General features: G+C 51.7%; 19 protein-coding genes. 16 read left to right on the top strand and 3 right to left on the bottom strand.

Going from position 1 to position 26,526, the window contains the following annotated elements; all coding sequences use genetic code 11:
- Nucleotides 1-68 precede the first annotated feature (68 nt).
- The 7 genes from hsdR to JQR90_RS02285 all read left to right on the top strand — a co-directional run bounded on the left by hsdR (nt 69) and on the right by JQR90_RS02285 (nt 12,273).
- Nucleotides 69-2,375, top strand: coding sequence for an EcoAI/FtnUII family type I restriction enzme subunit R (gene hsdR / locus JQR90_RS02255; protein WP_010796783.1), 2,307 nt, complete (start codon nt 69-71; stop codon nt 2,373-2,375).
- Nucleotides 2,376-2,378: 3 nt separating this feature from the next.
- Nucleotides 2,379-4,169 (top strand): hypothetical protein, encoded by a 1,791-nt coding sequence (locus JQR90_RS02260; protein ID WP_434140356.1) that lies wholly within the window; start codon nt 2,379-2,381, stop codon nt 4,167-4,169.
- 2 nt (nt 4,170-4,171) lie between these two features.
- The gene (locus JQR90_RS02265; RefSeq protein WP_434140357.1) at nt 4,172-5,650 is read left to right on the top strand and encodes an N-6 DNA methylase; all 1,479 of its coding nucleotides are present in this window, start codon (nt 4,172-4,174) and stop codon (nt 5,648-5,650) included.
- A gap of 2 nt (nt 5,651-5,652) precedes the next feature.
- On the top strand, nt 5,653-6,882 hold the full coding sequence (locus tag JQR90_RS02270) for a restriction endonuclease subunit S (RefSeq protein WP_073450671.1): 1,230 nt from the start codon (nt 5,653-5,655) through the stop codon (nt 6,880-6,882).
- Between the two features lie 1,243 nt (nt 6,883-8,125).
- Entirely contained in the window at nt 8,126-10,339 is a 2,214-nt protein-coding gene (yccS, locus tag JQR90_RS02275) for a YccS family putative transporter (protein ID WP_010796787.1), read from the top strand.
- Nucleotides 10,340-10,445: 106 nt separating this feature from the next.
- Nucleotides 10,446-11,345 carry a sugar nucleotide-binding protein gene (locus JQR90_RS02280; protein WP_010796788.1) on the top strand — a complete coding sequence of 300 codons (900 nt, stop codon included), beginning with the start codon at nt 10,446-10,448 and terminating at the stop codon, nt 11,343-11,345.
- Entirely contained in the window at nt 11,338-12,273 is a 936-nt protein-coding gene (locus tag JQR90_RS02285; protein WP_010796789.1) for an NAD-dependent epimerase/dehydratase family protein, read from the top strand. The genes JQR90_RS02280 and JQR90_RS02285 overlap by 8 nt, the downstream gene beginning before the upstream one ends.
- Nucleotides 12,274-12,338: 65 nt before the next feature.
- On the opposite strand, the gene JQR90_RS02290 is transcribed toward JQR90_RS02285, so the two are convergent.
- Nucleotides 12,339-12,887: an outer membrane protein assembly factor BamE gene (locus JQR90_RS02290; protein ID WP_010796790.1), complete on the bottom strand. Its 549-nt coding sequence runs from the start codon at nt 12,885-12,887 to the stop codon at nt 12,339-12,341.
- Between the two features lie 92 nt (nt 12,888-12,979).
- On the opposite strand from JQR90_RS02290, the gene fur reads away from it, so the two are divergent.
- Nucleotides 12,980-13,384, top strand: coding sequence for a ferric iron uptake transcriptional regulator (fur, locus tag JQR90_RS02295; protein WP_010796791.1), 405 nt, complete (start codon nt 12,980-12,982; stop codon nt 13,382-13,384).
- 61 nt (nt 13,385-13,445) lie between these two features.
- On the opposite strand, the gene recN is transcribed toward fur, so the two are convergent.
- A complete protein-coding gene (gene recN, locus JQR90_RS02300) occupies nt 13,446-15,113 on the bottom strand; it encodes a DNA repair protein RecN (RefSeq protein WP_010796792.1) in 1,668 nt (555 codons plus the stop codon).
- Between the two features lie 194 nt (nt 15,114-15,307).
- Here recN and grpE point away from each other — a divergent pair, with 194 nt between their 5' ends.
- The 8 genes from grpE to greA all read left to right on the top strand — a co-directional run bounded on the left by grpE (nt 15,308) and on the right by greA (nt 25,777).
- Entirely contained in the window at nt 15,308-15,877 is a 570-nt protein-coding gene (gene grpE / locus JQR90_RS02305) for a nucleotide exchange factor GrpE (protein WP_010796793.1), read from the top strand.
- Between the two features lie 91 nt (nt 15,878-15,968).
- Nucleotides 15,969-17,894 carry a molecular chaperone DnaK gene (dnaK, locus tag JQR90_RS02310; RefSeq protein WP_010796794.1) on the top strand — a complete coding sequence of 642 codons (1,926 nt, stop codon included), beginning with the start codon at nt 15,969-15,971 and terminating at the stop codon, nt 17,892-17,894.
- 116 nt (nt 17,895-18,010) lie between these two features.
- Nucleotides 18,011-19,141, top strand: a complete 1,131-nt coding sequence (gene dnaJ / locus JQR90_RS02315; protein WP_010796795.1) for a molecular chaperone DnaJ — start codon at nt 18,011-18,013, stop codon at nt 19,139-19,141.
- 60 nt (nt 19,142-19,201) lie between these two features.
- On the top strand, nt 19,202-20,008 hold the full coding sequence (gene dapB / locus JQR90_RS02320; RefSeq protein WP_010796796.1) for a 4-hydroxy-tetrahydrodipicolinate reductase: 807 nt from the start codon (nt 19,202-19,204) through the stop codon (nt 20,006-20,008).
- Between the two features lie 255 nt (nt 20,009-20,263).
- Complete coding sequence (gene carA / locus JQR90_RS02325; RefSeq protein WP_010796797.1) at nt 20,264-21,400, top strand: glutamine-hydrolyzing carbamoyl-phosphate synthase small subunit; 1,137 nt, start codon at nt 20,264-20,266, stop codon at nt 21,398-21,400.
- A 3-nt stretch (nt 21,401-21,403) separates the two neighbouring features.
- Entirely contained in the window at nt 21,404-22,063 is a 660-nt protein-coding gene (gene leuE, locus JQR90_RS02330; protein ID WP_010796798.1) for a leucine efflux protein LeuE, read from the top strand.
- A 19-nt stretch (nt 22,064-22,082) separates the two neighbouring features.
- Nucleotides 22,083-25,304 (top strand): carbamoyl-phosphate synthase large subunit, encoded by a 3,222-nt coding sequence (carB, locus tag JQR90_RS02335; RefSeq protein ID WP_010796799.1) that lies wholly within the window; start codon nt 22,083-22,085, stop codon nt 25,302-25,304.
- Entirely contained in the window at nt 25,301-25,777 is a 477-nt protein-coding gene (gene greA / locus JQR90_RS02340) for a transcription elongation factor GreA (RefSeq protein WP_010796800.1), read from the top strand. Before carB ends, greA begins: the two co-directional genes overlap by 4 nt.
- Before the next feature lie 179 nt (nt 25,778-25,956).
- On the opposite strand, the gene yhbY is transcribed toward greA, so the two are convergent.
- The gene (gene yhbY / locus JQR90_RS02345) at nt 25,957-26,268 is read right to left on the bottom strand and encodes a ribosome assembly RNA-binding protein YhbY (RefSeq protein ID WP_010796801.1); all 312 of its coding nucleotides are present in this window, start codon (nt 26,266-26,268) and stop codon (nt 25,957-25,959) included.
- Nucleotides 26,269-26,526 lie beyond the last annotated feature (258 nt).

Below are 26,526 nucleotides of genomic sequence, written 5' to 3' on the forward strand. Positions count from 1 at the left end.
ATTCGTACCGGCTGCAGGTCTTGTGCTTCGGAGTTTTAGCCTGAGAAGAAGGACTAAGGAGTGGCCTAATGGCATCTGAAGCAGATACCCGAGCCAACTATATCGATCCAGCCTTACGGGCAGCGAACTGGCAACCAAGCAATATCATTCGGGAGCATTACTTCACCGACGGTAGAAAGATGGCTGGCGGTGTACGTGGGAGACGTTGCTTTGTGGACTACCTACTTCACAAAGACAACCGCTATCTGGCCGTTGTAGAAGCCAAGAAAGAATCCGAACATCCAACCAAAGGCCTGCAACAAGCCATCGCCTATGCGAACAAGCTTCGCGTACGTTTCGTCTATTCCAGTAATGGCAAGCAAACCTACGAATTCGATCTGGAAACAGGCAAAGGCGAATACATTGAGTTTTACCCAACACCTGCTGAGCTGGAAAAGCGCTATGATGGTGAAACAACGGATTTAAGCCAAGAACTAAGAAACATCCCTTTCCATTTGGAAGGGGCTATGCAACCGCGTTACTACCAAGAGCTGGCAGTTCATGCTGCCACAGATGCCATCGGCCAAGGCAAATCCCGCGTCTTGCTCACACTGGCCACCGGTACCGGTAAAACATTTATTGCATTTCAAATCGTTCACAAAGTATTTCAGGCTCGCTGGAACCGCGATAATGCTGGTTCACGCAGGCCGCGCGTCCTGTTCCTGGCCGACCGTAATATCCTGGCCGACCAAGCCATTAACACGTTCAACCCCTATGAAAAAGACCTAATCAAAATCAATGGGGAAGAAGTGCGCAAGCGCAATGGAGTGGTACCCACCAATGCGCACATCTTTTTTGCGATTTATCAGGCGATTGCGGAGCGAGAAAACATTGGTGGCTATTACAAAGCCTATCCCAAGAATTTCTTTGATCTGGTGTTGATTGATGAATGTCACCGTGGTGCTGCCAATGAAGCTGGATCTTGGCGGGCCATTCTCGATCACTTCAGCAGCGCCGTTCACCTGGGTTTAACGGCCACCCCCAAACGCACAGACAACGTGGACACCTATGAATATTTTGGCCAGCCCGCTTATGTGTATTCACTTAAAAACGGTATCAACGACGGCTTCTTAACGCCCTACCGGGTTAAGCGTATAAGAACCAACCTTGATGAGTTGGTGCTTACCAAAGATGACGTGATAGTCGAAGGTGAGTCCGGTCAGGGTATATATCAGGTCGAAGATTACGACCGCAAAATAATTGTTGATGAACGCACTGAATTGGTCGCCAAAGCCATCTTGCAAAACATCAACCCGTTGGAAAAAACCATAGTCTTCTGTGAGAACCAGAACCACGCGCTGACCATGCGCGACATGATCAACAAATACAAAGCCGTTAAAGACCCGCATTACTGTGTGCGAGTGACCAGTGACGAAGGCAAGGTTGGCCGCGAGCTGCTGGAAAAATTTCAGGACAACGACAAAGACATCCCAACCATTATTACCTCATCACAAATGCTCACTACCGGTGTCGATGCCCGAAATGTGCGAAATGTGGTACTGGATCGAACCATTGGTACGATGGTGGAATTCAAGCAGATTGTTGGACGTGGCACCCGAGTATTTGACGGGAAAGACTACTTCACTATCGTCGATTTTCGAGGCGCTACCAACAACTTTTATGATGAAGAATGGGACGGCGAGCCCGAGGCGCCGGAACCAGGCGGAATCAGAGAACCAACCACACCGCCCAACACACCTGAACCGCCCGAAGGCGGCGATAGTGAACCAAGTGAGCCGCGTCCAAGGTTGAAGATAAAACTTGGCAAGCACCGCGAGCTCAAGGTCATCGATATTGAAACCCGTTATATCGACGAAAACGGTAGGCCCCTTACTATTCAAGAGTTTGTTGAACGGTTAATTGAACAACTGCCGGGCCTGTTCAAAAGTGTTGATGATCTTCGTGATATCTGGTCAGACCCAGACCTGCGTGAACAAATCTTGGCCAAGCTGGTGCAGGCGGGCTTTGACAAAGAGCAGCTCACAACCTTGCGCCGTATGTTTGAGGCCGACGACTGCGACATGTTCGATCTGCTGGCGTTTTTAGCGTTCGAACAACCCATGGCTACCCGTAAATCACGAGCGGAAGCAGTAAGAGCCAATAATGCCTTCTTCAATCAGTACCAACAGGAAAAGGCCAGGCAGTTCCTGCATTTTGTGCTGAATCGCTACGAGCAGACGGGTGTGACCGAGCTGGCGCGTGAGCGCCTGCCAGCGCTGATTGAGCTATCTGACCTTGGCACCAATAAAGAGGCCTCCATGGCTTTTGGTGGAAAACCTGCTCAATTGCTCGCTGCATTTAAACAACTACAACACCAGTTATACCATTTGAGCTAACCAATGGAACTTAACTTAGCCCCAAATCCATTACATGAACAAGTGCAGACCTTAACGATTGATAAGGTCGCAACGCTGATCGGCGAGAATGGCTCAGGCAAATCCAGTATTTTGCAGTCGGTGTTTGAACAACGATTAGCCGGGCGCGACCACGAAAACCTAAAGGTTGTGTGCTTCTCGTCTGGCCAGAACGAGAACTACTCAGAAAAATTCAGGGCGTATTTGAAAAGAGAAAGGCAAGCTGGGCGCGGTCTCAATCTTGACTGCTTTTATTTCGACAAATCTTGGTCGAAGCTTCTGATTTTTTTAGCTACAGCCATCAAACGCAATGGCAAAGTTAGATCTTTCCTGGTTGAGCATGAATACGTTAATGAGTCGCAGCCAGATAAAGATGATCTGAGCACAGTCTTCAAATGCGCCTTTAAAGTGGATAAAAACTACATCGCACGTGTGCAAGATGCACTCAAGCGTGAGGAGCGCGGTGAGGCTGACACGCTGCGTGCAACGCCATACTTTCGCTCACTTGAAAGCTTTATTACCAACCTGATATCTCATAATTATGAGTTTGAAGAGCCACTGCGAAAGCGAGCCGTTGATCTCACAGCCAATGGGTTAATCCAAGTCTCTTTCGACTATCCACGGCAAGTTCAAGCTGGTGATGATGAAGCCGGTGAGCCAAACGCCCAAGCCATGACTACCAACTGGGACCCGGAAGTGGCTTTTTTCACTCAGGCTGCCGACAACAACTACTTTATAGATAAACCGCGTTGTCAGCTCGTATTCAACAATAATATCGAGTTGGATCAGCTAAGCGACGGCGAATACCAGCTCTTATTCTTGTATGCCCTCATTGACCTATTCGACTCAGAAAATACGCTGTTCTTATTCGATGAGGCAGATTCGCATCTTCACTATAAAAACGTCGAAAAGCTTTGGGCATTGCTGCACAGCATAAAAGGGCACGCCATCACTACCACACACTTACTCGACTCCATTTCAGCAAAAGAGAATCGTATAGAGCACCTGAAAGTCGTCGAAAAAGGCAAGATCAACGAAGACAACAAAATTAAGCAATTGATCAATCGCCTGAGTGTGCTGTCACGAGCGAAATCGGTGGAATTTGAGGTGTGCGGTAAACTGCCAAACATCGCCTTGCTAGATGACTATAACGACTGGATTATCTTCACCAAACTCGCGGCACGTGCAGGGCTAGACGTAAACCGGCTAGCCGCTGTGCATGCCATGAAAAAGTCATCCAGTTACGCTACTTCCAACGAAACCTTTGGCAAGGGCAAGATTGATTGGCTACATGGCCTTAGCAAGATCGAGTCCACGCTGGTCACAACCAAAATTTTTATGATTTGCGATCGTGACGAGGCCACCCTCGATTGGAATGCTGCCAATGGCGTTCAGGTGAATGGGCAAGTGTACCGCGACTTACTGACTGCCATTCTCTGGCCGCAAACCATAAGGGTGACACCTTATTTGCTCGCGTGGAAACGCCGCGAAATTAAAAACTATTTGCTCTCCTACACCGCATTGGCGCACCGCAATCTGCTTGGACAAATAAACAATGTTGATATTGCGCAGCGCAATCACCTGCAACCAAATAACCCTGGTGATAACGATGATATTCGCAGGTTGAATGTCAAAGATGTTATCAATCCGCTGATTAATACCGATGGTGAGGGTTTAGACCCTGCAAAACTCCAAGCCTATATTGACCTGATTCCACCCGCAGAAATCAGCGAAGACATCACCAATATGTACAATTTTATTATCGGAAAGCTCTAAGCATGTCACTGCAACAGAAAATTGATCGCATTACCGACATCCTGCGCCGCGACGATGGAATCAGCGGTGCCATGCATTATACAGAGCAAACTTCATGGGTTTTATTCCTGAAGTTTCTCGATGATTATGAGTCAGAGAAAGAAGACGAAGCGGTATTTTCCGGCAAGAACTATCAGCCGGTATTGGATGATGAACACCGTTGGTCAAACTGGGCTTGCCCTAAAACAACTGATGGCAAGTTGGATCTTGCACGTGCTAAAACCGGGGATGACCTCACCTATTATGTAAACAAGCAGCTATTCCCTTACTTGAAAAGCTTTTCCAATGCAGCCGCAACCGGTGCAGACCCAAAATCCTTTACCTATAAAATTGGTGCGATATTTCAGTATCTGGATAATAAGGTAGCATCCGGCCATACCTTGCGTGAAGTGCTGGATATTGTGGATAGCCTGAGCTTCCAGTCAGAATCTGATCTGTTTGAGCTCTCGTTAGTCTATGAAGGCTTACTCCAGAATATGGGGGATGCAGGTGGTTATGCTGGTGAATTCTATACGCCGCGTCCTGTCGTACGCGCGATGGTGCAGGCAGTTGATCCAAAACCCGGCAAGACCATTTATGACGCGGCAGCCGGTTCCTGTGGATTTTTGGTGGAAGCTTTTGAACACCTGAAGAGGAAAAAGAAGCAGCTCTCTACCGAGCAGTGGGAGTTTATCCAGCGCGATACTTTCTTCGGTTACGAGAAAACCTCGCTGGCTTATGTGATGGGGATGATGAACATGATTTTGCATGGCATCGAGTCACCCAATCTGTTCCGTGGTAATACTCTGACCCAGAATATTCGCGACATTCAGGAGAAAGATCGATACGACATTATTCTGGCTAACCCGCCGTTTGGCGGTAAAGAGAAGTCGCAGATCCAGCAGAACTTCCCTATCCAGAGTAACGCTACCGAATTGCTGTTCTTACAGCACTTTATGAAAACTCTAAAAAGCGGGGGCAAGGCCGCGGTTGTCGTGCCTGAGGGTGTGTTGTTCCAAACCAACAGCGCTTTTAAACAGGTTAAACAAGAACTGCTAGAAAACTTCAACCTGCACACTATTTTGAGCCTGCCTGCCGGGGTGTTTTTGCCTTACTCGGGTGTAAAAACCAACGTGCTATTTTTTGAGCGCAGCGGCGGCACTAGCGATGTTTGGTACTACGAGTGCGAACCCGAGCAAAAGCTCACCAAAAACAAACCTATCACCGATCAGCACTTAAAAGAATTTGTTGAGTTGTATATCAGTCGCGAAGTCACTGATCGCTCTTGGATAGTCTCGGCTAGCAAACTGGCTGAAGACTATGACTTGTCCGTTAAAAACCCCACCAAGCAAAAAGATGCCGAGCATTTAGCACCAAGCGATATTCTGAAGCGGATCCGCATCAAGGAGGAACTGGTATCTGGGCTGCTGAATGAAATTGAAGATCTGCTGGCGGAGAAATAAGCATGGAACAGGTTTTATCTCCATTGCCGGATGGATGGAAATACACGGAATTAGCCTCACTCTGTAAGTTTGAAAATGGAGATCGAGGAAAAAACTATCCATCCAAAGATGCTTTTGTAAACTCGGGGATTCCTGTCATTAACGCAGGAAGCTTGGATGGACGAAAAATAGTTGAGGCTGGTTTAAATTACATAACCCGTGAGCGTTACGATATTTTGGGTTCCGGGAAAGTTCGCCAGGGCGATCTTCTGTTCTGCTTAAGAGGATCACTTGGAAAGTGCGCTATAGTAAATAATCTTACCGAGGGTGCAATTGCCTCATCTTTGGTGATTGTTAGACCATCTGACGCTCTCGATCCAAATTACTTGCTGTATTATTTTAATAGTTCGCTGTGCGCAAATTTCATTGAGCGCTACAATAATGGCGCTGCGCAGCCTAATTTGTCTGCTAAAAGTTTATCAAGATTTCTTATTCCACTGGCTCCGCAAAAAGAACAAAAACGTATTGTCGAAAAACTCGATGAACTGCTTACCCGCGTCGACACCGCCATCGAGCATTTGCAGGAAAGCGCTGCGCTAAAAAGCAGCCTTCTTCAATCAGCACTCGACGGGCAATTCTCGGCCATCGCCGAGCGCATGACGATTGATTCGCTGGCCGAGGTAAAAGGTGGAAAGCGCTTGCCAAAAGGTGAAAAACTAAGTGATGAAGCGACTGCGCATCCTTATATCCGAGTGGCAGATTTTACTGATAAAGGAACGATAGACCTATGTGATATCAAGTACATATCCAAAGAAGTCCATGAGCAAATAAAGCGCTATGTTATTTCTAAGGATGATCTGTATATCAGTATCGCCGGCACTATCGGTAAGACAGGCTTTGTACCACCAGAATTAAACGGCGCAAACTTGACGGAAAACGCAGCCAAATTAGTTATCAAAGACAAGCAGCAGTTGAACTTAAACTACCTGTATCTGTTCACTTTAACTTCGGATTTCTCTGCGCAAGCAGGGCTAGCCACAAAAACAGTTGCTCAGCCAAAGTTAGCGTTAACTCGCTTAGGCAAAATTGAGGTTCCGATGTGCTGCTTAGAGGACCAAAAAGCTTTAGTGGCAACTATTGAAGCACTGAAAAGCAAAGTTCACGATGCAGAAGAAGTCCTGCTCGGAAAAATAGAAGATCTTAAAAGCTTGAAAGCATCGATTCTCGACTCTGCCTTTAAAGGGGATCTCTAATTCAATAAAGTGAATGGAGTTTACAAACTAAACTCAAAGACCGCTTGCGAAACACCTCTTTTCCGAAAAGCCACGGTCTAACGCCGGTGTTGAGGTGGTTGAAAACTCCATTCACTCTATCGAAGAAAAAGCGAATGCCGAAAATGGCAAGATTGTTCTTCGTATCAATCACGCTAGCTAGGGCGGTCTGGATTGAGACGTTAAATCTCTATCCACAATCATCGGCTTCGCTATCTCCGACAATGGCTGCGTTTTTGACCAGGCCAATTTGAAACCATTTAAAACCCTCGATTCCGACCATAAAATTGACAAGTAGGGCCGAGGATTTGGTCGCCTGATGTATCTAAAGGTGTCTGATCTGGTTGAAGTGGATAGCCACTTTCTCGATGTTTATGGTGAACTTCAAATAGCGCTATTCTGCTTTGATAATAAATTGGCTTTCCATGCTTAAAAGTTGAGGCGGCTACCGCACAGCAATTAGGTACTATTATCAAGCTATTAGGATTTGATGAGAACTTTAAAAAGCAGGCTCCCGCCGCGGGACGATTTAGTGCGCCTTAATGAGGCACTGAGCTTAGACGTCGCTCAACCTATCTATAGAGCAATACCTACGAAACCATGGGCGACTTCATCACTGCTGCCTACCGTTCAATAATAGTAATTTACTTCCCATCTCAAGGACTCACTATCAGGAACGGTGATTGGCAGTCGGCGTCGTTGTATACGGCATCTTCAATGAGGAGCATGCTGGAGTCTCTGCTTTGTACAGCGGGTAGGTGGCTGACCTAAATCAGCATAGGCAAGAGGTTTTCCCTCCAAGCATTTTAATGCTCGGCCGGCCCTATAGGGCAAGAAATGTAAAGATTCTGGCTCCTTTAGGTTGGTGATTTTACAAAAAACCTTACAGAATTTCTTTTTTTGTTTTTTTATTTATTAAAAATCAATAAGTTACGGCTAATTAAAATGATCTGTGGTATGTACAACCGTTCTGATACGTATTGAGCTGGTTCTGAACGAAAAGCCCGACTTGAAAGAGTTGGGCTTTTTTATTTTTACCGCTCAAGACGTGTGTTTCAGTTATTCCTGTTCGAGCCGATCTTTAAGGCTGCTTGTCCTTGTATTGGTGGATTGGCCTGGAAACAATAAAAACACTTTCATCTGTAGGATGTCTTTTCCTCTTTGCCCAGCGTCTATTGGTAACAGCCTCGCTGAAGAGGCACAACGGAGCTAACGAAGCCTCACTATGACTTTATTCGGCAAACCTCTGCGTCATTTGTGGGCCCATGATAAGGCCAGCTACAGTGTTCGTGTGTTTGTCGCCCTGACAGGGGCTATGGCCGTATGCTGGTATCTAGGGGATCTACGCTCCATTTCTCCTGTCTTTCTCGGAATTATTGCCAGTGCCCTGGCCGAGACCGATGACAATTGGCTGGGACGATTGAAGTCCCTGCTGGTAACGCTGGTCTGCTTTGCCATCGCTGCATTTTCTGTGGAGATACTGTTCCCCTATCCTTGGATCTTTGTCTGCGGGCTGGCGCTGGCTACATTCTTGTTGACGTTGCTGGGCGCGCTTGGCGAGAGGTATGGCTCAATAGCCCAAGCAACAGTGATCTTGTCCATCTACGGAATGATCGGTGTGGATCAGCGGCTTGGAGGCGAGGTGCCGATCTGGCATGAGCCCGCGCTTTTGTTGGCGGGTGCCACGTGGTACGGCTTTCTATCGGTGTTATGGTGTGCCTTGTTTGCGCATCAGCCGGTGCGGCAGCACCTAGCAGCTTTGTATTATGAACTGGGTCTCTTTCTACGCTACAAGGCTGATCTGCTTGAGCCGGTGCGTCAGGTAGATCTCCATGAGCGCCGTTTGAAACTGGCGCAGCAGAATGGGCGTGTTGTCGATGCACTGAACAAGGCCAAGGCCACTATTCTGATTCGCTTTGGCCGCTCAGGTAGACCAGGCGTACGTTCGGGGTTCTATTTCAAGCTCTATTTCATGGCTCAGGATATTCACGAGCGGGCCAGCTCTTCCCATTATCCTTATAGCGCATTGACCGAGGCGTTTTTCCATAGCGATGTGCTGTTTCGTTGCCAGCGCTTGCTGAGTCTGCAGGCAAAGGCTTGTGCCTTGCTAGGTGAGGCTACTCGATTGCGTCAGCCCTTTGAGTATGGCCAGCAGAGTCATCAGGCTATGGCTGATCTGCACGCATCGATCGAACACCTCAAACAGCAGAACAACCCCCGTTGGCGTGGGCTGTTACGTTCTCTGGATTCGTTATCCACCAATCTGACGACTCTGGAGCGCCAGCTTTCCAATGCCAGCCAGCCTGATGTCAATATAGGAGAGTTGGATACCAGCCTGCTTGATCCAACGCCGCGCTCCCTCAAGGACATGTTGCAACGCATACGGCTGCAACTTACGCCAACATCGCTTCTGTTTCGCCATGGGCTGAGAATGGCTATTGCTCTGGCTGCCGGCTATGGCATCTTGCATCTGATTCACCCGAACTACGGCTATTGGATATTGCTCACGACTGTTTTCGTATGCCGTCCAAATTATGGCGCTACACGGGTGCGCCTGGTTCAGCGAATAGTGGGTACCGTCATAGGTCTATTGTTGGGAAATGCCTTGCTGCAGCTTTTTGGCAGTACCGAGGCTCAGCTGTCGTTGGCGGTTATCGCAGGTACGGTCTTTTTCGTGACCCGGACCGATCGATATACCATCGCCACAGCGGCTATCACGGTCATGGTGCTGTTCTGCTTCAACCAGGTGGGCGATGGTTTCGGCCTGATCTGGCCGCGTCTGATCGATACCCTTATCGGTTGCCTAATTGCAGTATTGGCTGTCTTCTTTATCTTGCCCGACTGGCAGGGAAGACGCTTGCATCAGGTGATGGCCAACACACTGCTGACCAGCAATAACTACCTGCGTAGCGTTATCGACCAGTATCGCCACGGCAAGCGGGATGATCTGAACTACCGGGTGGCGCGGCGTAACGTACACAACGCAGACGCGACGTTATCGGCAGCACTGGCTAACATGTTGCGAGAGCCTGGGCATTTTCGCCGTAATTTAGAGGCAGGGTTTCGCTTTCTGGCGTTATCCAATACCTTGTTGGGTTATCTCTCAGCATTAGGGGCTCACCGTATACAGCTGGCTGAGCATCCCGTAGATGTCCTGATTGAAAAAGCCATGGAACGCTTGAGCGCAGGGCTGCTTGAAATAGCCCAAGCGCTCAATGAGCGGCGTTCTCTGGTGCCTACGGCAGAAGAAGAAAATGCCTTGGCTGATGAGCTGGAACAGTTTCCGGATGATCTTGACGATGGGCATCGTCTGGTACTGACCCAATTGGCCTTGATCAGCCGTCTGCTACCCAACCTCAAGAGCGCAGCGGCCTATGTGCTACGTGCGCCAAAAGAAAATACCGAAGATGAGACAACCGTTGAGGCTGTCCCATCCTGACGCGGATGACGAAAGCTTCCGCTATGCTGCACAATGATGACACTGTCGGCGTGCCTGTTTTCAGGCACGCCATTTATGATTAGATTTTGGAAGATACCCGAACTCCATGCGCATGCGCCTCATGCTGTTGGGCGGCGGTAATGCCCTGGGTCAGGCGCTGATCCGTCTGGGTGCTGAAGAAGATATTCACTTTCTTGCACCTCGTCCGCCAGCGCAGGGCTGGAACGCCAGCCACCTGACTCAGTTGCTTGATGACACCCGTCCCGATGTAATTATCAACCTGGCCTATTATTTCGACTGGTTTCAGGCCGAGCACGTCGATGATGACCAGCTCTCTCGGCAGGCCAGCGCTATCGAGCGGCTGGCTGAACTCTGCCAACATTACTCAATTGCCTTGATACAGCCCTCCAGCTACCGTGTTTTCGATGGGAGTAGAGCGAGTGCGTATAGCGAGAAAGATGAGCCCAATCCTCTTGGTGTGCGCGGACAGGCGCTATTGACTATAGAGCAAACAGTACGTGCCTTGTGCCCCCAGCATGTTCTGTTGCGATTGGGATGGCTTCTGGATGAAAGCCCGCAAGGTGAACTGGACCGTTTCCTGTCGCGGGCTGAGGTAGGGCAATTGATGCCGCTTGCTGATGACCGTCGTGGAAGCCCAACCCCTGTCGATGACGCCGGGCGGGTTATCCTAGCCGTCATCAAGCAACTGGATTGCAGTGCTCCTCTGTGGGGGACCTATCATTACGGCGGTATTGAGGCTGTTACTCAATTGACGCTGGGACAGGCGATTATTGCCGAGGCCCTGACTCTGCACGGGATGCCAGAGCCGAACCTTGAGCCAAGAGCTCATGGCGCGACTCTTGATGCTTCTGAAGAGCCGCAAAATGCAGTGTTAGCTTGCAGAAAGATTTTGAACACGTTTGGCGTCAAGCCGCGTAACTGGCGTAGCGGAATGTCCGCTTTGCTGGACCGTTATTATCGGCAAACAGGAAGTCGCCATGACTGAGCAACCAATTCTCATAACGGGCGGAGCCGGGTTCATCGGTTCTCATCTGGTTGATGTGCTACTAGCCAAAGGCAAACGTGTCCGGGTACTGGACGATTTCTCTACCGGTAAACGGGACAATCTCCCAGCAGATAATGCTTGGTTGGAAATCATTCAAGGGGACGTGGCCGATACCGATACGGTCCACCAAGCGATGACAGGTTGCTGTGCTGTTGTGCATTTGGCAGCTGTCGCCTCGGTTCAGGCGTCGGTAGACAACCCAGTTAGTACACATCAGAGCAATTTTATAGGCACGTTGAATGTCTGCGAAGCCATGCGCAAGCATCATGTTCGCCGTGTGGTTTTTGCTTCAAGTGCTGCGGTATATGGGCCGAACGGAGAAGGGCAGGCCATTGCCGAGGAAACGCCCAAGGCGCCGCTTACGCCCTATGCAGCTGATAAGCTGGCTGGCGAGTATTACTTTGATTTCTACCGCCGTGAGCACGCTCTGGAGCCGGTCGTCTTCCGATTCTTCAATATATATGGCCCTCGGCAGGATCCGTCTTCACCATACTCGGGGGTCATCAGTATCTTTACAAATCGAGCACGTCAGGGAGAGCCAATAACCGTTTACGGCGATGGCGAGCAGACCCGCGATTTTGTATATGTGGGCGATCTGGTAGGGCTTATTGTCCAAGGCCTTGAAAGGGCTGAACCCGTGGTTGGGGCTGTCAATGTAGGACACGGCCAAGTCGTTAGCCTGAATCAATTGTTACAGGAAGTTGGCGACTTAGTAGGCGGTCTTCCCAAGATCACACATGCAGCAACACGCGCAGGTGATATCCGTCATTCAAAAGCAGATAACTCGCGTCTCAAGGCATATTTCACTTTTGATCACGTTACGTCTATGCGTGAGGGGCTGAGCCTGTTGTTAAAGACAGACAGCTAACCATGGCGCCCCTATAAAAAAGCCCCGTCAACCGGGGCTTTTTTATTTGAAATAGATAATGGAATCTATTCGTTCTGTGTATCAATGGGGGCTGGCGTAGGGACTGGAGTCGACTGTGTTCTATCGATTTCCTGCTGGATCTGCTCTTCAACTGAGCCAGGTGCTGGCGGTTGATCAACCGGCTGCTGAGGTTGTTGTTGAGCGGGCTGGTCCGCTGGGCTGGAAGTCTCTGGAGCAGCGGTTTGACCGTCTGTGCCCATGATTTCCTGCTCCCGGGTAACACCCGGTTTGAAGTCGCCGGCGAGGCCTACAAGATGATCGCTGTCATCGAAAACCAGGCTCACACGCTCCTGCTGGCGCTGACCGCCACCCGGCTGCATGCTATAGAGGTAATCCCAGCGATTAGCGTGAAAAGTATCGGTAATCAGGGGGCTCCCCATGATAAACCTTACTTGTCGTCGGGTCATTCCTGGGCGAAGCTGGTCTATCATGTCCTGCGTGACAACGTTGCCCTGCTGGATATCAATTTTGTAGACCCCCGGAAAAGAACATCCGGCGAGCGTGGCGAGGCTCAGAAAGGTAAGCCCGGTCAGCGTTAGCTTGAGGTTTTGCATCGGGGGAAGACTTCCACTATCTTGCTAGGCAATGAACTCTGATCATACCTGCATTCCGAAGTGCTGCGAAGCGTTCGAAGCCGAGAAAGAACATGGTTGAAAATAACGAGCTCCGTAAAGCCGGGCTAAAAGTGACTCTTCCAAGGGTCAAGATCCTGCAAATGCTGGATTCCGCCGGTCAGCGCCATATGAGTGCTGAAGATGTATACAAGGCGTTAATGGAGGCCGGCGAGGATGTCGGGCTCGCTACTGTTTATCGTGTATTGACCCAGTTTGAAGCCGCTGGACTGGTGGATCGCCACAATTTCGATGGTGGCCATGCTGTGTTTGAGCTGGCAGATACGGGACATCACGATCACATGGTGTGTGTAGACTCAGGCGAGGTCATCGAGTTCACAGATGCCTCAATCGAAAAGCGTCAGCGTGAGATTGTTGAAGAGCACGGCTATGAGCTGGTCGATCACAATCTTGTGCTGTACGTCAAAAAAAGAAAATAAGCCTTGCTGCGCAATAAAAAACAGCGGCCTTTGCCGCTGTTTTTGTTTCGTCTTAACGCTGTTATTTCGCTGTAACCATCTTTTTGGCATGCGCAAGGGATTCGCGCGTCAGGTCGATGCCCCCTAGCATGCGGGCCACTTCCTCAATGCGGCGCTGTTTGTCGAGTATCGCAACCGCCGTCCGTGTTTCACTGACGCCACGCTCCTTGTGAACAAAGAGGTGGTGATGTCCCTGAGCCGCTACTTGTGGCAGGTGAGTAACGGTTAAAACCTGTCCATCTTCGCCGAGGCGTCGTAGCAATTGACCTACAATTTCAGCGGTAGGCCCGCCGATCCCTACATCCACTTCGTCGAATACAAGCGTAGGGACGCGTGACGTCTGGGCTGTGATGACCTGAATGGCCAAGCTGATACGAGACAGCTCGCCTCCTGACGCTACCTTAGCCAGAGTTTTCAACGGCTGACCAGGGTTTGCGCTTACGCGAAACTCCACCGTTTCTTGACCGTAAGGTTGCAGGTCGTCTGAGGGTTCAGGCTGTAGCGTAATAGAGAAACGACCACCAGGCATGCCGAGGCGCTGCATCTCTGTCTCTACGGCTGCCGCCAACTCGGGCGCACGGGTTTGTCGCCGTTCGCTCAGTTCATTGGCCTTTTCTTGATAATGACGTGCATACGCTGCCAGCTCTTCCTGGAGGCGCTCAACCGCTGCATCATCAGCATTAAGCGACTCGAGCTCACTCTGAAGCTGTGTCTGCAAGTGAACAAGTTCTTCGGGCTGTACGCGATGTTTACGCGCCATGGTGTAGATGGCATCCAGGCGCTCCTGTACTACCTGTTGGCGCTCTGGATCGGCCTCGAAGTTATCGATAAAGCGGTTGAGTTCGGACACGGCTTCTTCGATCTGTATCTGCGCCGAACCAATTAGGTTTGTCGCTTCCTCCAGCGGTTTGGGCGCATGACTGAATCCGCCCAGGCGGTGAGTGCTTGTGTTCAGGGCCGACAGGACGTTGCCGCCTTCACCCTCACTGCATAGGTCGATGACCTGACGACAGGCAACAAGAAGCTGCTCTGCGCTGGCTAGTGTCTTCTGCTCCTGTTCAAGTGCTTCGATTTCCCCTTCGCTCAAAGCGAGATTTGCCAGCTCTTCAAGCTGGTAACTCAGCAACTGATAGCGAGCTCGTTGTTCTTCACTGCTACTCGACAGTCGCTCAAGGGTTTGCTTGGTCTGGCGCCACCGCTGTGAAGCCAGCTGTACCTGGCGTGCCAGCTCTTTTGCCTCGGCAAATTCATCCAGCAAGCGGCGATGGGTATCCGTTTTCAGCAGAGACTGATGTTCATGCTGGCTATGGATGTCGATGAGCAGGCTGCCCAATGCTTTAAGGTCCCCTTGAGGGCAGGGCGACCCGTTGATGTAGGCCCGCGAGCGACCTTCGGCTGTAATAACACGACGCAAAATACACAACCCATCATTATCAAGGTCTCGCTCGGCCAGCCAGCTTTGCGCCTCGGGGATGCGTTTCAGATCAAAGGTGGCCAGGATGTCCGCCTTGTCAGCGCCAGGGCGTACTACGCCGCTATCTGCCCTGTCGCCCATGGTAAGGCCGAGCGCATCGAGCATGATCGATTTGCCGGCGCCCGTTTCGCCGGTAATCACTGTCATGCCACGCTCAAGTTCAAGATCGAGATGTTCAACAATCGCGTAATTACGGACGGACAGATGCACCAGCATGTGGGTGGGCTCCGAAATCTGTTGATCTGGTTATTTATTCAGTGGTGTTCATTTATACAGTTTTTCTTTTCGTTCTGGCAATAAGCTCAACCCTTGAAGCTTTAAATGCCGGCCCCATATAGCGGGCAGAACCGCAGGCTTTGCAGCGCTTTATATGGTGCCTCGCCTGCCAACTGATTCGACAGGAGGACGACATGGCTGACGAACAAAATCCAGATATTCAAAAGCCTGAAACCAATCAAGACGCCCAGGCTTCTCAGGGAGATGACCTGGCTGCTCGCGTAGCGTCATTGGAAGAGCAGCTAGCGGCTGCACAAGATCAGATGCTGCGTAGCGCAGCTGAGTTGCAGAACGTCCGTCGCCGCGCTGAGCAGGATGTCGAGAAAGCGCACAAGTTTGCCTTGGAAAAGTTCGCGGGCGACCTATTGGCTGTGATCGATAGCCTTGAGCGTGGTCTTGAGATGTCGGATGCCAACAACGAGGCGCTGCGCCCTATGCGTGAAGGCATGGAGCTGACGCTCAAGGTTTTCCAGGACACGCTCAAGCGTTACCAGGTAGAGGTTATTGATCCGCATGGTGCGCCCTTTAATCCAGAGCATCACCAGGCTATGGCAATGGAGGAAAGTGCCAATGTCGAGCCGGGCAGTGTGCTGAAAGTTTTCCAGAAGGGCTATTCCATCAATGGACGCCTGTTGCGTCCGGCCATGGTGGTTGTCAGCAAGGCGCCTTCGAGTCAGCAGCCGACAATTAACGAAAAGGCTTGAAATAATCTGCTCGATCCCCATTTGGTGAAACAACCGAGCAAAAAAGATCCGCAGACGGATCGCACGGAATCAAGATTTCTGGAGAGTGAACATGGGTAAGATCATTGGTATCGACCTGGGGACGACCAACTCCTGCGTGGCCATCCTCGAAAACGGCAATGTAAAGGTGCTTGAGAACGCTGAAGGCGCTCGCACCACGCCGTCCATTATTGCCTACACCAACGATGGCGAAACACTGGTAGGTCAGCCTGCTAAGCGTCAGGCGGTGACTAACCCGCAAAACACGCTGTACGCCGTCAAGCGTCTGATCGGCCGCCGCTTCGAAGAGAATGTGGTACAGAAAGATATCCAGATGGTGCCCTACAGCATCGTCAAGGCAGACAATGGTGATGCGTGGGTAGAAGTGAAGGGCCAGAAGATGGCTCCTCCGCAGATTTCTGCCGAAGTGCTGAAGAAGATGAAGAAAACCGCCGAGGATTACCTGGGCGAGACAGTAAGCGAAGCGGTAATTACCGTTCCGGCCTACTTCAATGATAGCCAGCGTCAGGCTACCAAGGATGCCGGTCGTATCGCAGGCTTGGATGTTAAGCGAATCATCAACGAGCCGACGGCTGCTGCGCTGGCGTATGGCCTGGACAAGGCCAAGGGCGACCACACCGTTATCGTGTACGATCTGGGTGGCGGTACCTTCGACGTGTCCGTGATTGAAATCGCGGAAGTGGATGGGGAACACCAGTTCGAAGTACTGGCGACCAATGGTGATACCTTCCTGGGTGGTGAAGACTTCGATATTCGTCTGATCGACTATCTGGTAGACGAATTCAAAAAAGAAAGCGGCATCAACCTCAAGGGCGATCCGCTAGCTATGCAGCGTCTGAAAGAAGCTGCTGAGAAAGCCAAGATCGAGCTTTCTTCTGCTCAACAGACTGATGTGAACCTGCCGTACATTACCGCAGACGCAACAGGTCCCAAGCACCTGAACGTGAAGATCTCCCGTGCCAAGTTGGAGTCGCTGGTTGAGGACTTGGTCGAGCGCACCATCGAGCCCTGCCGTACGGCACTGAAGGATGCCGGTATCGATGTGTCCAGCATCGATGAGGTGATCCTGGTTGGTGGTCAGACGCGTATGCCTCTGGTTCAGAAGCGTGTAGCTGAGTTCTTTGGCAAAGAAGCACGTAAAGATGTCAATCCTGACGAAGCGGTAGCTATCGGCGCTGCGATTCAGGGTGCCGTACTGGCAGGTGACGTTAAAGATGTTCTGCTGCTGGACGTAAGTCCGCTGACGCTGGGCATCGAAACCATGGGCGGCGTGATGACTCCGCTGATCGAGAAAAACACTACGATTCCAACCAAAAAGTCGCAGGTGTTCTCGACGGCAGATGATAACCAGAGCGCTGTGACTATTCATGTGCTGCAGGGTGAGCGTAAGCAGGCTGCACAGAACAAGTCCCTGGGTAAGTTTGACCTGGCTGAGATTCCGCCAGCACCCCGCGGCGTACCGCAGATCGAGGTCACATTCGATATTGATGCCAACGGCATTCTGCATGTGTCTGCCAAGGACAAGGCCACTGGTAAGCAGCAGTCCATTGTCATCAAGGCGTCTTCTGGTCTTTCCGAAGAAGAGATCCAGCAGATGGTTCGTGATGCCGAGGCCAATGCTGATGAGGACCGTAAGTTCGAAGAGCTGGTAACTGCACGTAACCAGGGCGATGCGCTGGCGCACGGCACGCGCAAGATGCTTACCGAAGCGGGTGACAAGGCGAGCGCTGACGAAAAAGCGGCCATCGAAAAAGCGCTTGGTGAGCTTGAAGCAGCGGTGAAGGGTGATGACAAAGAGGCCATCGAGGCCAAGATGAACGCTTTGTCTCAGGCTTCTGCTCCGTTGGCTCAGAAGATGTATGCTGAGCAGCCTGCTCCAAATGCAGAAGGCGCAGCCAAGGCAGATACCAACAGCGACAAGCCTGCCGGCGATGACGTTGTGGATGCCGAGTTCGAAGAGGTCAAGGACAATAAGTAAGCCTCGCGCTTGCTTGAGCCCCGGCAGGTCACTTGACCTGCCTGATCCGCTGCGCGGGAGCCTGCCTCCCGCGTTGGCGTGTCTGGAGGGTTGAAAAATGAAGGTGCAGGAAACTTATGGCCAAGCGTGATTATTACGAGATTCTTGGTGTCGAGCGTGGCGCTAGTGATGCTGACCTGAAAAAGGCTTACAGGCGCCTTGCGATGAAATATCACCCGGACCGTAATCCGGGCGATAAGGCCGCTGAGGAAAAATTCAAAGAGGCCAATGAGGCCTATGAAGTGCTGTCTGATGCGGGTAAGCGCTCTGCATACGACCAATATGGGCATGCAGGGGTTGATCCCAGCATGGGGGCTGGTGGCTTCGGCGCCGGAGCAGCAGGCGCCAGCTTCTCCGACATATTTGGCGATGTGTTTAGTGATTTCTTTGGTAACGCTCGTGGAGGCGGACGTGGTGGTCCGCAGCGTGGCGCAGACCTGCGTTATACGCTGGATCTAGACCTTGAAGAGGCTGTACGTGGCACTAATGTCACGATCCGTGTCCCAACACTGGTCGGGTGTAAGACCTGTGATGGCAGCGGTGCAAAGCCCGGCACGTCGCCAACTACCTGTACGACCTGTGGTGGTATTGGTCAGGTTCGCATGCAGCAAGGCTTCTTTTCGGTTCAACAGACCTGTCCGCGGTGTCATGGCACTGGCAAGATCATTCCTGAGCCATGCCAGACCTGTCATGGTCAGGGGCGTATCGAAGAGCAGAAGACGCTGTCGGTCAAGGTTCCGGCAGGTGTTGATACCGGTGACCGCATCCGCCTTTCTGGCGAGGGCGAGGCGGGAACAATGGGTGGCCCGGCCGGCGATCTATACGTGGTTGTGAACGTTCGTGAGCATGCCATCTTCCAACGTGACGGTAAGCATCTCTATTGTGAAGTGCCGATCAGCTTTGCCGATGCGGCGCTGGGAGGCGAACTAGAGGTGCCAACGCTCGACGGCCGCGTGAAGCTCAAGATTCCAGAAGCCACCCAGACAGGCAAAATGTTCCGCTTGCGCGGTAAGGGTGTTGTGCCTGTGCGCGGGGGTGGTGCGGGTGATCTGATGTGCCGTGTGGTGGTCGAGACGCCTGTTAATCTGGACAAGCGCCAGCGTGAGCTGCTCGAAGAGTTCCGTAATACACTTCAAGGCAATAGCTCGCACTCGCCGCGTGCCAGTGGGTGGTTCGATGGTATGAAGCGGTTTTTCGACGATCTATAAGCTAGGCGGGCACAGGCCTGGCGGCGTGTCGGCCTGTTGCTAGCGGCATGGAGCATAACAATGCGACGTATAGCAGTAATGGGCGCCGCCGGGCGCATGGGTAAGACGCTGGTTGAAGCCGTGCAGCAAACCAGTGGCGCGGCGGGACTGACGGCAGCGGTGGATCGTCCTGACAGTACCTTGGTTGGAGCGGATGCCGGTGAGTTGGCTGGCATTGGTCGTATCGGTGTGCCTTTATCTGGCGATCTGGCGCGGGTTGCCGATGAGTTCGATGTGCTGATTGATTTTACTCATCCAACCGTAACGCTACAGAATCTGACTTATTGCCGTCAGGCAGGCAAAGCCATGGTCATTGGGACCACCGGCTTTACTGCAGAGCAGAAACTTATGCTCATGGAGGCGAGTAAACAGGTTCCGATCGTGTTTGCAGCCAATTTCAGTGTAGGCGTCAACCTGTGTTTGAAGCTTCTTGACACGGCTGCTCGTGTGCTTGGAGATGAAGTTGACATTGAAGTCATTGAGGCTCACCACCGGCATAAAGTTGATGCTCCTTCCGGTACAGCGTTGCGTATGGGCGAAGTCGTTGCGCAGGCCTTGGGCCGAGATCTGAATGAGGTGGCTGTATACGGTCGTGAAGGTCAAACCGGAGCACGTGACCGCAAGACGATTGGTTTTGCTACTGTCCGGGCGGGCGATGTGGTTGGAGACCATACGGTATTGTTTGCTGCCGAGGGTGAGCGAGTCGAGATTACCCACAAGGCGTCAAGTCGCATGACCTTTGCAAAGGGTGCGGTCCGCGCAGCGCTGTGGCTGGAGGGGAAAGAGCCTGGCCTTTACGACATGCAGGATGTTTTAGGGCTGCGTTAAATTATCTTTTCGCTAGGCACTTATGAGGTGCGCTTAGAGGTGCTTTAGATTATCTAGTTTCGTTTTAGCATCTAAGCCGATGAGTTGCATCAATAAGTGTGGATTTGCTCAAGTAATTTCCGTATAATGCAGCTTTAGTGTGTCCACTAAAGCCAGCGCGGCATAATCTAATAAAAAAGCGGGATGCGGTTCATACCACATCCCGCTTTTTTACAGCCTGCGTTTGCCTCTTCAGACTAGATTTTGGGAGGTCTCTTGACTAAGCCAGCCATTCTCGCACTTGCCGATGGCACGATTTTCCACGGAGAATCCATCGGTGCCGACGGTCTTACAGTCGGTGAGGTGGTGTTTAATACCGCTATGACCGGCTATCAGGAAATCCTCACCGATCCTTCCTATGCCAAGCAACTCGTAACCCTTACTTATCCTCATATTGGCAACACCGGTACGACACCTGAAGACGGTGAGGCCAATCAGGTATGGGCCTCCGGCCTGATTATTCGTGATCTTCCCCTGGTAGCCAGCAACTGGCGTAACAAGCAGTCACTTCCTGACTATCTTCGTACCAATCAGACCGTAGCCATTGCTGGAATTGATACCCGCAAGCTGACCCGGATTCTGCGTGAAAAGGGCGCTCAAAACGGCTGCATTCTTGCGGGTGATAACATCACTGAGGCGCAGGCGCTTGAAGCAGCCCGTGCGTTCCCAGGCCTCAAGGGAATGGATCTTGCCAAAGAGGTGAGCGTCAAGCAGTCCTACGAATGGCGCCGCTCTGTTTGGGGGCTGGAGACAGATAGTGCTCCAGAGATTCCGGCTGACCAGTTGCCTTACCATGTGGTTGCGTTTGACTACGGTGTCAAATACAACATCCTCAGGATGTTGGTTGCTCGTGGCTGCCGAATTACTGTTCTGCCCGCGCAAACCCCAGCTAGCGAAGCCTTGGCGTTAAATCCTGATGGTATATTCCTAGCCAATGGTCCGGGAGATCCTGAGCCTTGTGATTATGCAATCCGGGCTATTCAGGAAGTGCTCGAAACAGACATTCCCGTTTTCGGTATCTGTTTGGGGCATCAGCTTTTAGCGTTGGCCTCTGGTGCGCGTACAGTGAAAATGCCTAACGGGCACCATGGTGCAAACCACCCGGTGCAGGACCTCGATACGGGTGTTGTGATGATCACCAGTCAAAACCACGGTTTTGCTGTAGATGAAGCGACATTGCCGGGCAACGTTCGTGCAACTCACAAGTCGCTGTTCGACGGTACCCTCCAGGGCATCGAGCGTACTGATAAGGTCGCGTTCAGCTTCCAGGGTCATCCGGAAGCAAGTCCGGGGCCGCATGATGTGGCGCCACTGTTTGATCGCTTCATCAATGCCATGGCGGGGCGGCGTTAATAAATGGCCTGGTCGGAGTTGGGTATCACTGACCTTTGGACATATATAGCGGGTGTGATTTTCGTCGTATTGCTGCCCGGTCCCAACTCCCTCTTTGTGCTGGCGTCCTCTGCAAGAAGAGGCGTGGCAGCCGGTTATCGTGCTGCCTTTGGCGTCTTCTTTGGGGATGCGTTGCTTATGACGCTATCCGCGTTGGGAGTAGCCTCACTCCTGAAAGCCGAGCCCCTGTTTTTCATGGGACTCAAGTACCTGGGCGCAGCTTATCTACTGTATCTAGGTGTAGGAATATTACGTGGCGCTTGGCGTCAGTGGCGTTATCCCCTGTCGCCCATTGAGCAGCAGACTCAAGAAGAGGGCATCGACAAGCCTTTTAGAAAGGCACTTCTATTGAGTTTGTCGAATCCAAAGGCCATTTTGTTCTTTGTGTCTTTCTTCATACAGTTTGTCGATCCCGGGTACGCTCATCCAGGGTTGGCATTCGGGGTGCTCGGGCTGATTCTTGAAGTGATTAGCGCGATATACCTCAGTTTTCTGATTTTTACCGGTGTGCGTTTGGCGGCCTGGTTCCGCCAGCGGCAGCGGCTCGCCGCCAGTGCCAATACTGGTGTAGGCGCATTATTCGTTGGCTTTGGTGTGAAGCTGGCGACCGCAACTCTGACTTGATTACTGCAACGAGAATCCCATGCCCAAGCGTACAGACATAAAGAGCATCCTGATCCTCGGTGCCGGCCCTATCGTTATCGGCCAGGCCTGCGAATTCGATTACTCCGGTGCACAGGCCTGTAAGGCCCTGAAAGAAGAAGGTTTCCGCGTCATTCTGGTGAACTCCAATCCGGCCACCATTATGACTGACCCATCCATGGCTGATGCGACCTACATCGAGCCTATCAAGTGGGCGACGGTAGCTAAAATCATTGAGAAAGAGCGCCCTGACGCGCTGCTGCCTACCATGGGTGGCCAGACAGCGTTGAACTGTGCGCTGGACCTTGAGCGTCATGGCGTCCTGGAAAAGTTTGGCGTCGAAATGATCGGTGCCAATGCTGATACGATTGATAAGGCAGAGGACCGCTCCCGTTTCGACAAGGCCATGCGTGCCATCGGCCTGGCCTGTCCGCGCTCGGGTATTGCCCACAGCATGGAAGAGGCGTACGGCGTGCTGGAGCAGGTTGGTTTCCCTTGTATCATCCGCCCATCCTTCACTATGGGTGGCAGTGGTGGCGGTATTGCCTATAACCGTGAAGAATTCGAAGAGATTTGCTCTCGCGGTCTGGACCTTTCACCAACCAACGAGCTTTTGATCGATGAGTCTCTGATCGGTTGGAAAGAATACGAAATGGAAGTTGTCCGCGACAAAAAGGACAACTGCATCATCGTCTGCTCCATCGAAAACTTCGATCCTATGGGGGTGCATACGGGCGACTCCATCACCGTTGCGCCTGCGCAGACGCTAACCGATAAGGAATACCAGATCATGCGTAACGCCTCCCTGGCGGTGCTGCGTGAAATTGGTGTAGAAACCGGTGGCTCCAACGTGCAGTTCGGTATCTGCCCTGATACAGGTCGCATGGTTGTCATCGAGATGAACCCGCGTGTCAGCCGCTCTTCAGCGCTGGCATCCAAGGCCACAGGTTTCCCGATTGCCAAAATTGCAGCCAAACTCGCAGTTGGCTACACGCTGGACGAGCTGCAGAACGACATTACCGGTGGGCGCACCCCGGCATCGTTCGAGCCGGCTATCGATTATGTCGTAACCAAGATACCGCGCTTTGCCTTTGAGAAATTCCCTAAGGCTGATGCTCGCCTGACTACCCAGATGAAGTCAGTGGGTGAGGTAATGGCGATCGGTCGTACCTTCCAGGAATCGGTCCAAAAAGCATTGCGTGGCCTGGAGGTTGGCGTAAATGGATTTGATCCCAAGCTCAATCCAGAAGATCCTGAAGCCGATAGCATTCTCAAGCGCGAACTTACAGTGCCTGGCGCAGAGCGTATCTGGTACGTCGGAGATGCGTTCCGACGTGGTCTGAGCGTTGAGCGTGTGTTTGAGCTGACCAAGATCGATCCGTGGTTCCTGGTGCAGATCGAGGACCTGATCAAGGATGAAGAAAAGGTCAAAACCCTGGGGTTGGCGGATGTCGATCGTAATCTCATGTGGAAGCTCAAGCGCAAGGGCTTCTCGGACGCACGTCTGGCCAAGCTGCTCGGTGTGACGGAAAAAAGCCTGCGTCGCCATCGCTACAAGCTGGAAGTGCTCCCGGTCTACAAGCGTGTCGATACCTGCGCCGCAGAGTTCGCGACCGACACTGCGTACATGTACTCCACGTATGAGGAGGAGTGTGAGGCCAACCCATCCAGCCGTGACAAGATCATGGTGATTGGGGGTGGCCCCAACCGTATCGGACAAGGTATCGAGTTCGACTACTGCTGTGTTCATGCGGCTCTGGCTATGCGTGAAGATGGTTACGAAACCATCATGATCAACTGCAACCCCGAAACCGTGTCGACGGATTACGACACGTCTGACCGCCTGTATTTTGAGCCGGTTACGCTTGAGGACGTGTTGGAAATCGTGCGTGTCGAGCAGCCTAAGGGTGTAATCGTTCAGTTCGGTGGCCAGACACCGTTGAAGCTGGCTCGCGCGCTGGAGGAGGCCGGGGTTCCGATTATCGGTACCAGTCCCGATGCAATCGATCGTGCTGAGGATCGTGAGCGCTTCCAGCAGATGATCGAGCGTTTGAATCTGCGCCAGCCGCCGAATGCTACTGCTCGCAGCGAAGAAGAAGCGATTGCTGGTGCCAAGCGTATCGGTTATCCGTTGGTGGTTCGCCCTTCATATGTGTTGGGTGGCCGTGCCATGGAAATCGTTTACGAAGAAGAAGAGCTCAAGCGCTACATGCGCGAAGCGGTGCAGGTGTCCAATGATAGCCCTGTGTTGCTGGATCACTTCCTGAACTGCGCGATAGAAGTAGACGTGGATGCAGTATGTGACGGCAAGGACGTAGTCATTGGCGCTATCATGCAGCACATCGAGCAGGCGGGTATCCACTCGGGTGATTCGGCGTGCTCATTGCCTCCGTACTCCCTGCCGGCACACATACAGGATGAAATGCGTGAGCAGATCCGGAAAATGGCGCTGGAGCTTGGCGTGGTCGGACTGATGAACGTGCAGTTGGCCCTTCAGGGGAACGATGTTTATGTGCTGGAAGTAAACCCGCGTGCCTCCCGTACAGTGCCATTCGTTTCCAAGTGCATTGGCGAGTCACTGGCCAAGGTAGCGGCACGTGTAATGGCGGGTAAAACCCTGGAAGAGATCGGGTTTACCAAGGAGATCATTCCGCCTTATTACAGTGTTAAGGAGGCAGTGTTCCCCTTCGCCAAATTCCCTGGCGTCGATCCGCTTCTCGGCCCAGAAATGAAATCTACCGGAGAGGTCATGGGCGTAGGCGACAGCTTCGCCGAGGCATTCTCGAAAGCCCAGTTGGGTGCGAGTGAGATTCTTCCTAATAGTGGTTGTGCCTTTATCAGTGTTCGGGATGACGATAAGCCTTTTGTCGCTGAAGTGGCTAAAGAGCTGGTTGAGCTGGGCTTTGAGGTTGTTGCTACAGCTGGTACGGCCCGTGTCATTGAGGAAGCTGGCCTGCCGGTTCGCCGTGTTAACAAGGTGACTGAAGGTCGCCCACACGTTGTCGACATGATCAAAAATGATGAAATTACATTGGTGATCAATACAACCGAAGGTCGTCAGTCTATTGCTGACTCCTACTCAATTCGCCGGAATGCGCTTCAACACAAGATCTGCTGCACGACAACGCTTGCAGGCGGCCAAGCGATTTGTGAAGCTTTGAAGTTTGGTGCAGAAAAGACTGTGCGCCGGCTTCAAGATTTACATGCAGGAATCAAGGCATGAACAAATATCCTATGACAATCCAGGGCGCTCGCGCCCTGGAGGAAGAGCTCAAGCATCTCAAGACGGAGCTTCGTCCCCAAATTACACAGGCGATTGCCGAGGCGCGCGAGCTGGGTGATTTGAAAGAAAATGCGGAATATCATGCGGCTCGCGAGCAGCAGGGCATGGTCGAGGCGCGTATTCGTGATATCGAAGGGCGTTTATCCAATGCCCAGGTAATCGATATCACAACGATTCCGCGCTCGGGCAAGGTGATTTTTGGTACAACCGTTGAGATCATAAATGTTGATACGGACGAGTCGGTGACGTATCAGATCGTTGGTGACGACGAGGCAGATATAAAGTCTGGCAAGATCTCAGTTAGTTCTCCAATTGCTCGCGCATTAATCGGCAAGCAAGAGGGCGACGCGGTGATCGTTAAGACCCCGGGCGGCGATGTTGAATACGAAATCGTCGAAGTGCGTCATATCTGATGTAGGTAGCCAGCTGTCCAATCGCTTCCCTTGAGGTAGCGATTGGAGGCGGGTAGGCAGGTTGTCAAAAGATGACTTGCCGAACAAGCATTAAGGTGAGAGGTCTGCCCAAGGTGGGCCTGCTTTCTCTTCCCATCAGACAGAATGCAATTATCTGTATGCCTGATTCGTCCCGGGCATTACAGGCTGTGGCGGACTACGTTTGAAAGCGAACGGTTCTGCGGCTGAGCCTTGCGATAGATAAGTGCCATTTTGCCAATGGTCTGAATCAGGTCGCATTTGGCGGACTGGCAAAGTTCTTCCATTAGGGTTCGCCGATCTTCGCGCTCACTTAAATTGAACTTGACCTTGATGAGTTCATGATCGTTGAGTGCCCGCTCAAGCTCAGCCAGTACACCTTCAGTAAGACCATTTTCACCTACTATCAATACAGGCTTTAAATGGTGTCCGATAGATTTGAATTGCTTTTTCTGCTCTTGATTGAGAGCCATAATTAAACCCCAGAGAAAAGGTATCTATTGTACCCTAGCGGCTAGGTATAGCCCAGAAGGACAGGATAAAGTACGCGTGGCTCGATCAGAAAAGCAGCGTGTTTTTGCTCAGGTAACATTGTTCAGAGTGTTTTCGCGCAACATAAAGTTTTGAACGAATTGGCGAGGCGACTAGTGGAGCTTCCGAAGACCTTGTTATTTCTGATAGGGCCCCAATATGTGGGGTTTGAGTACAGTAAGTCAGCTGCAAGCTAAGTA

Source organism: Pseudomonas sp. JZ114, assembly GCF_051027705.1.
GTDB lineage: Bacteria > Pseudomonadota > Gammaproteobacteria > Pseudomonadales > Pseudomonadaceae > Chryseomonas > Chryseomonas luteola.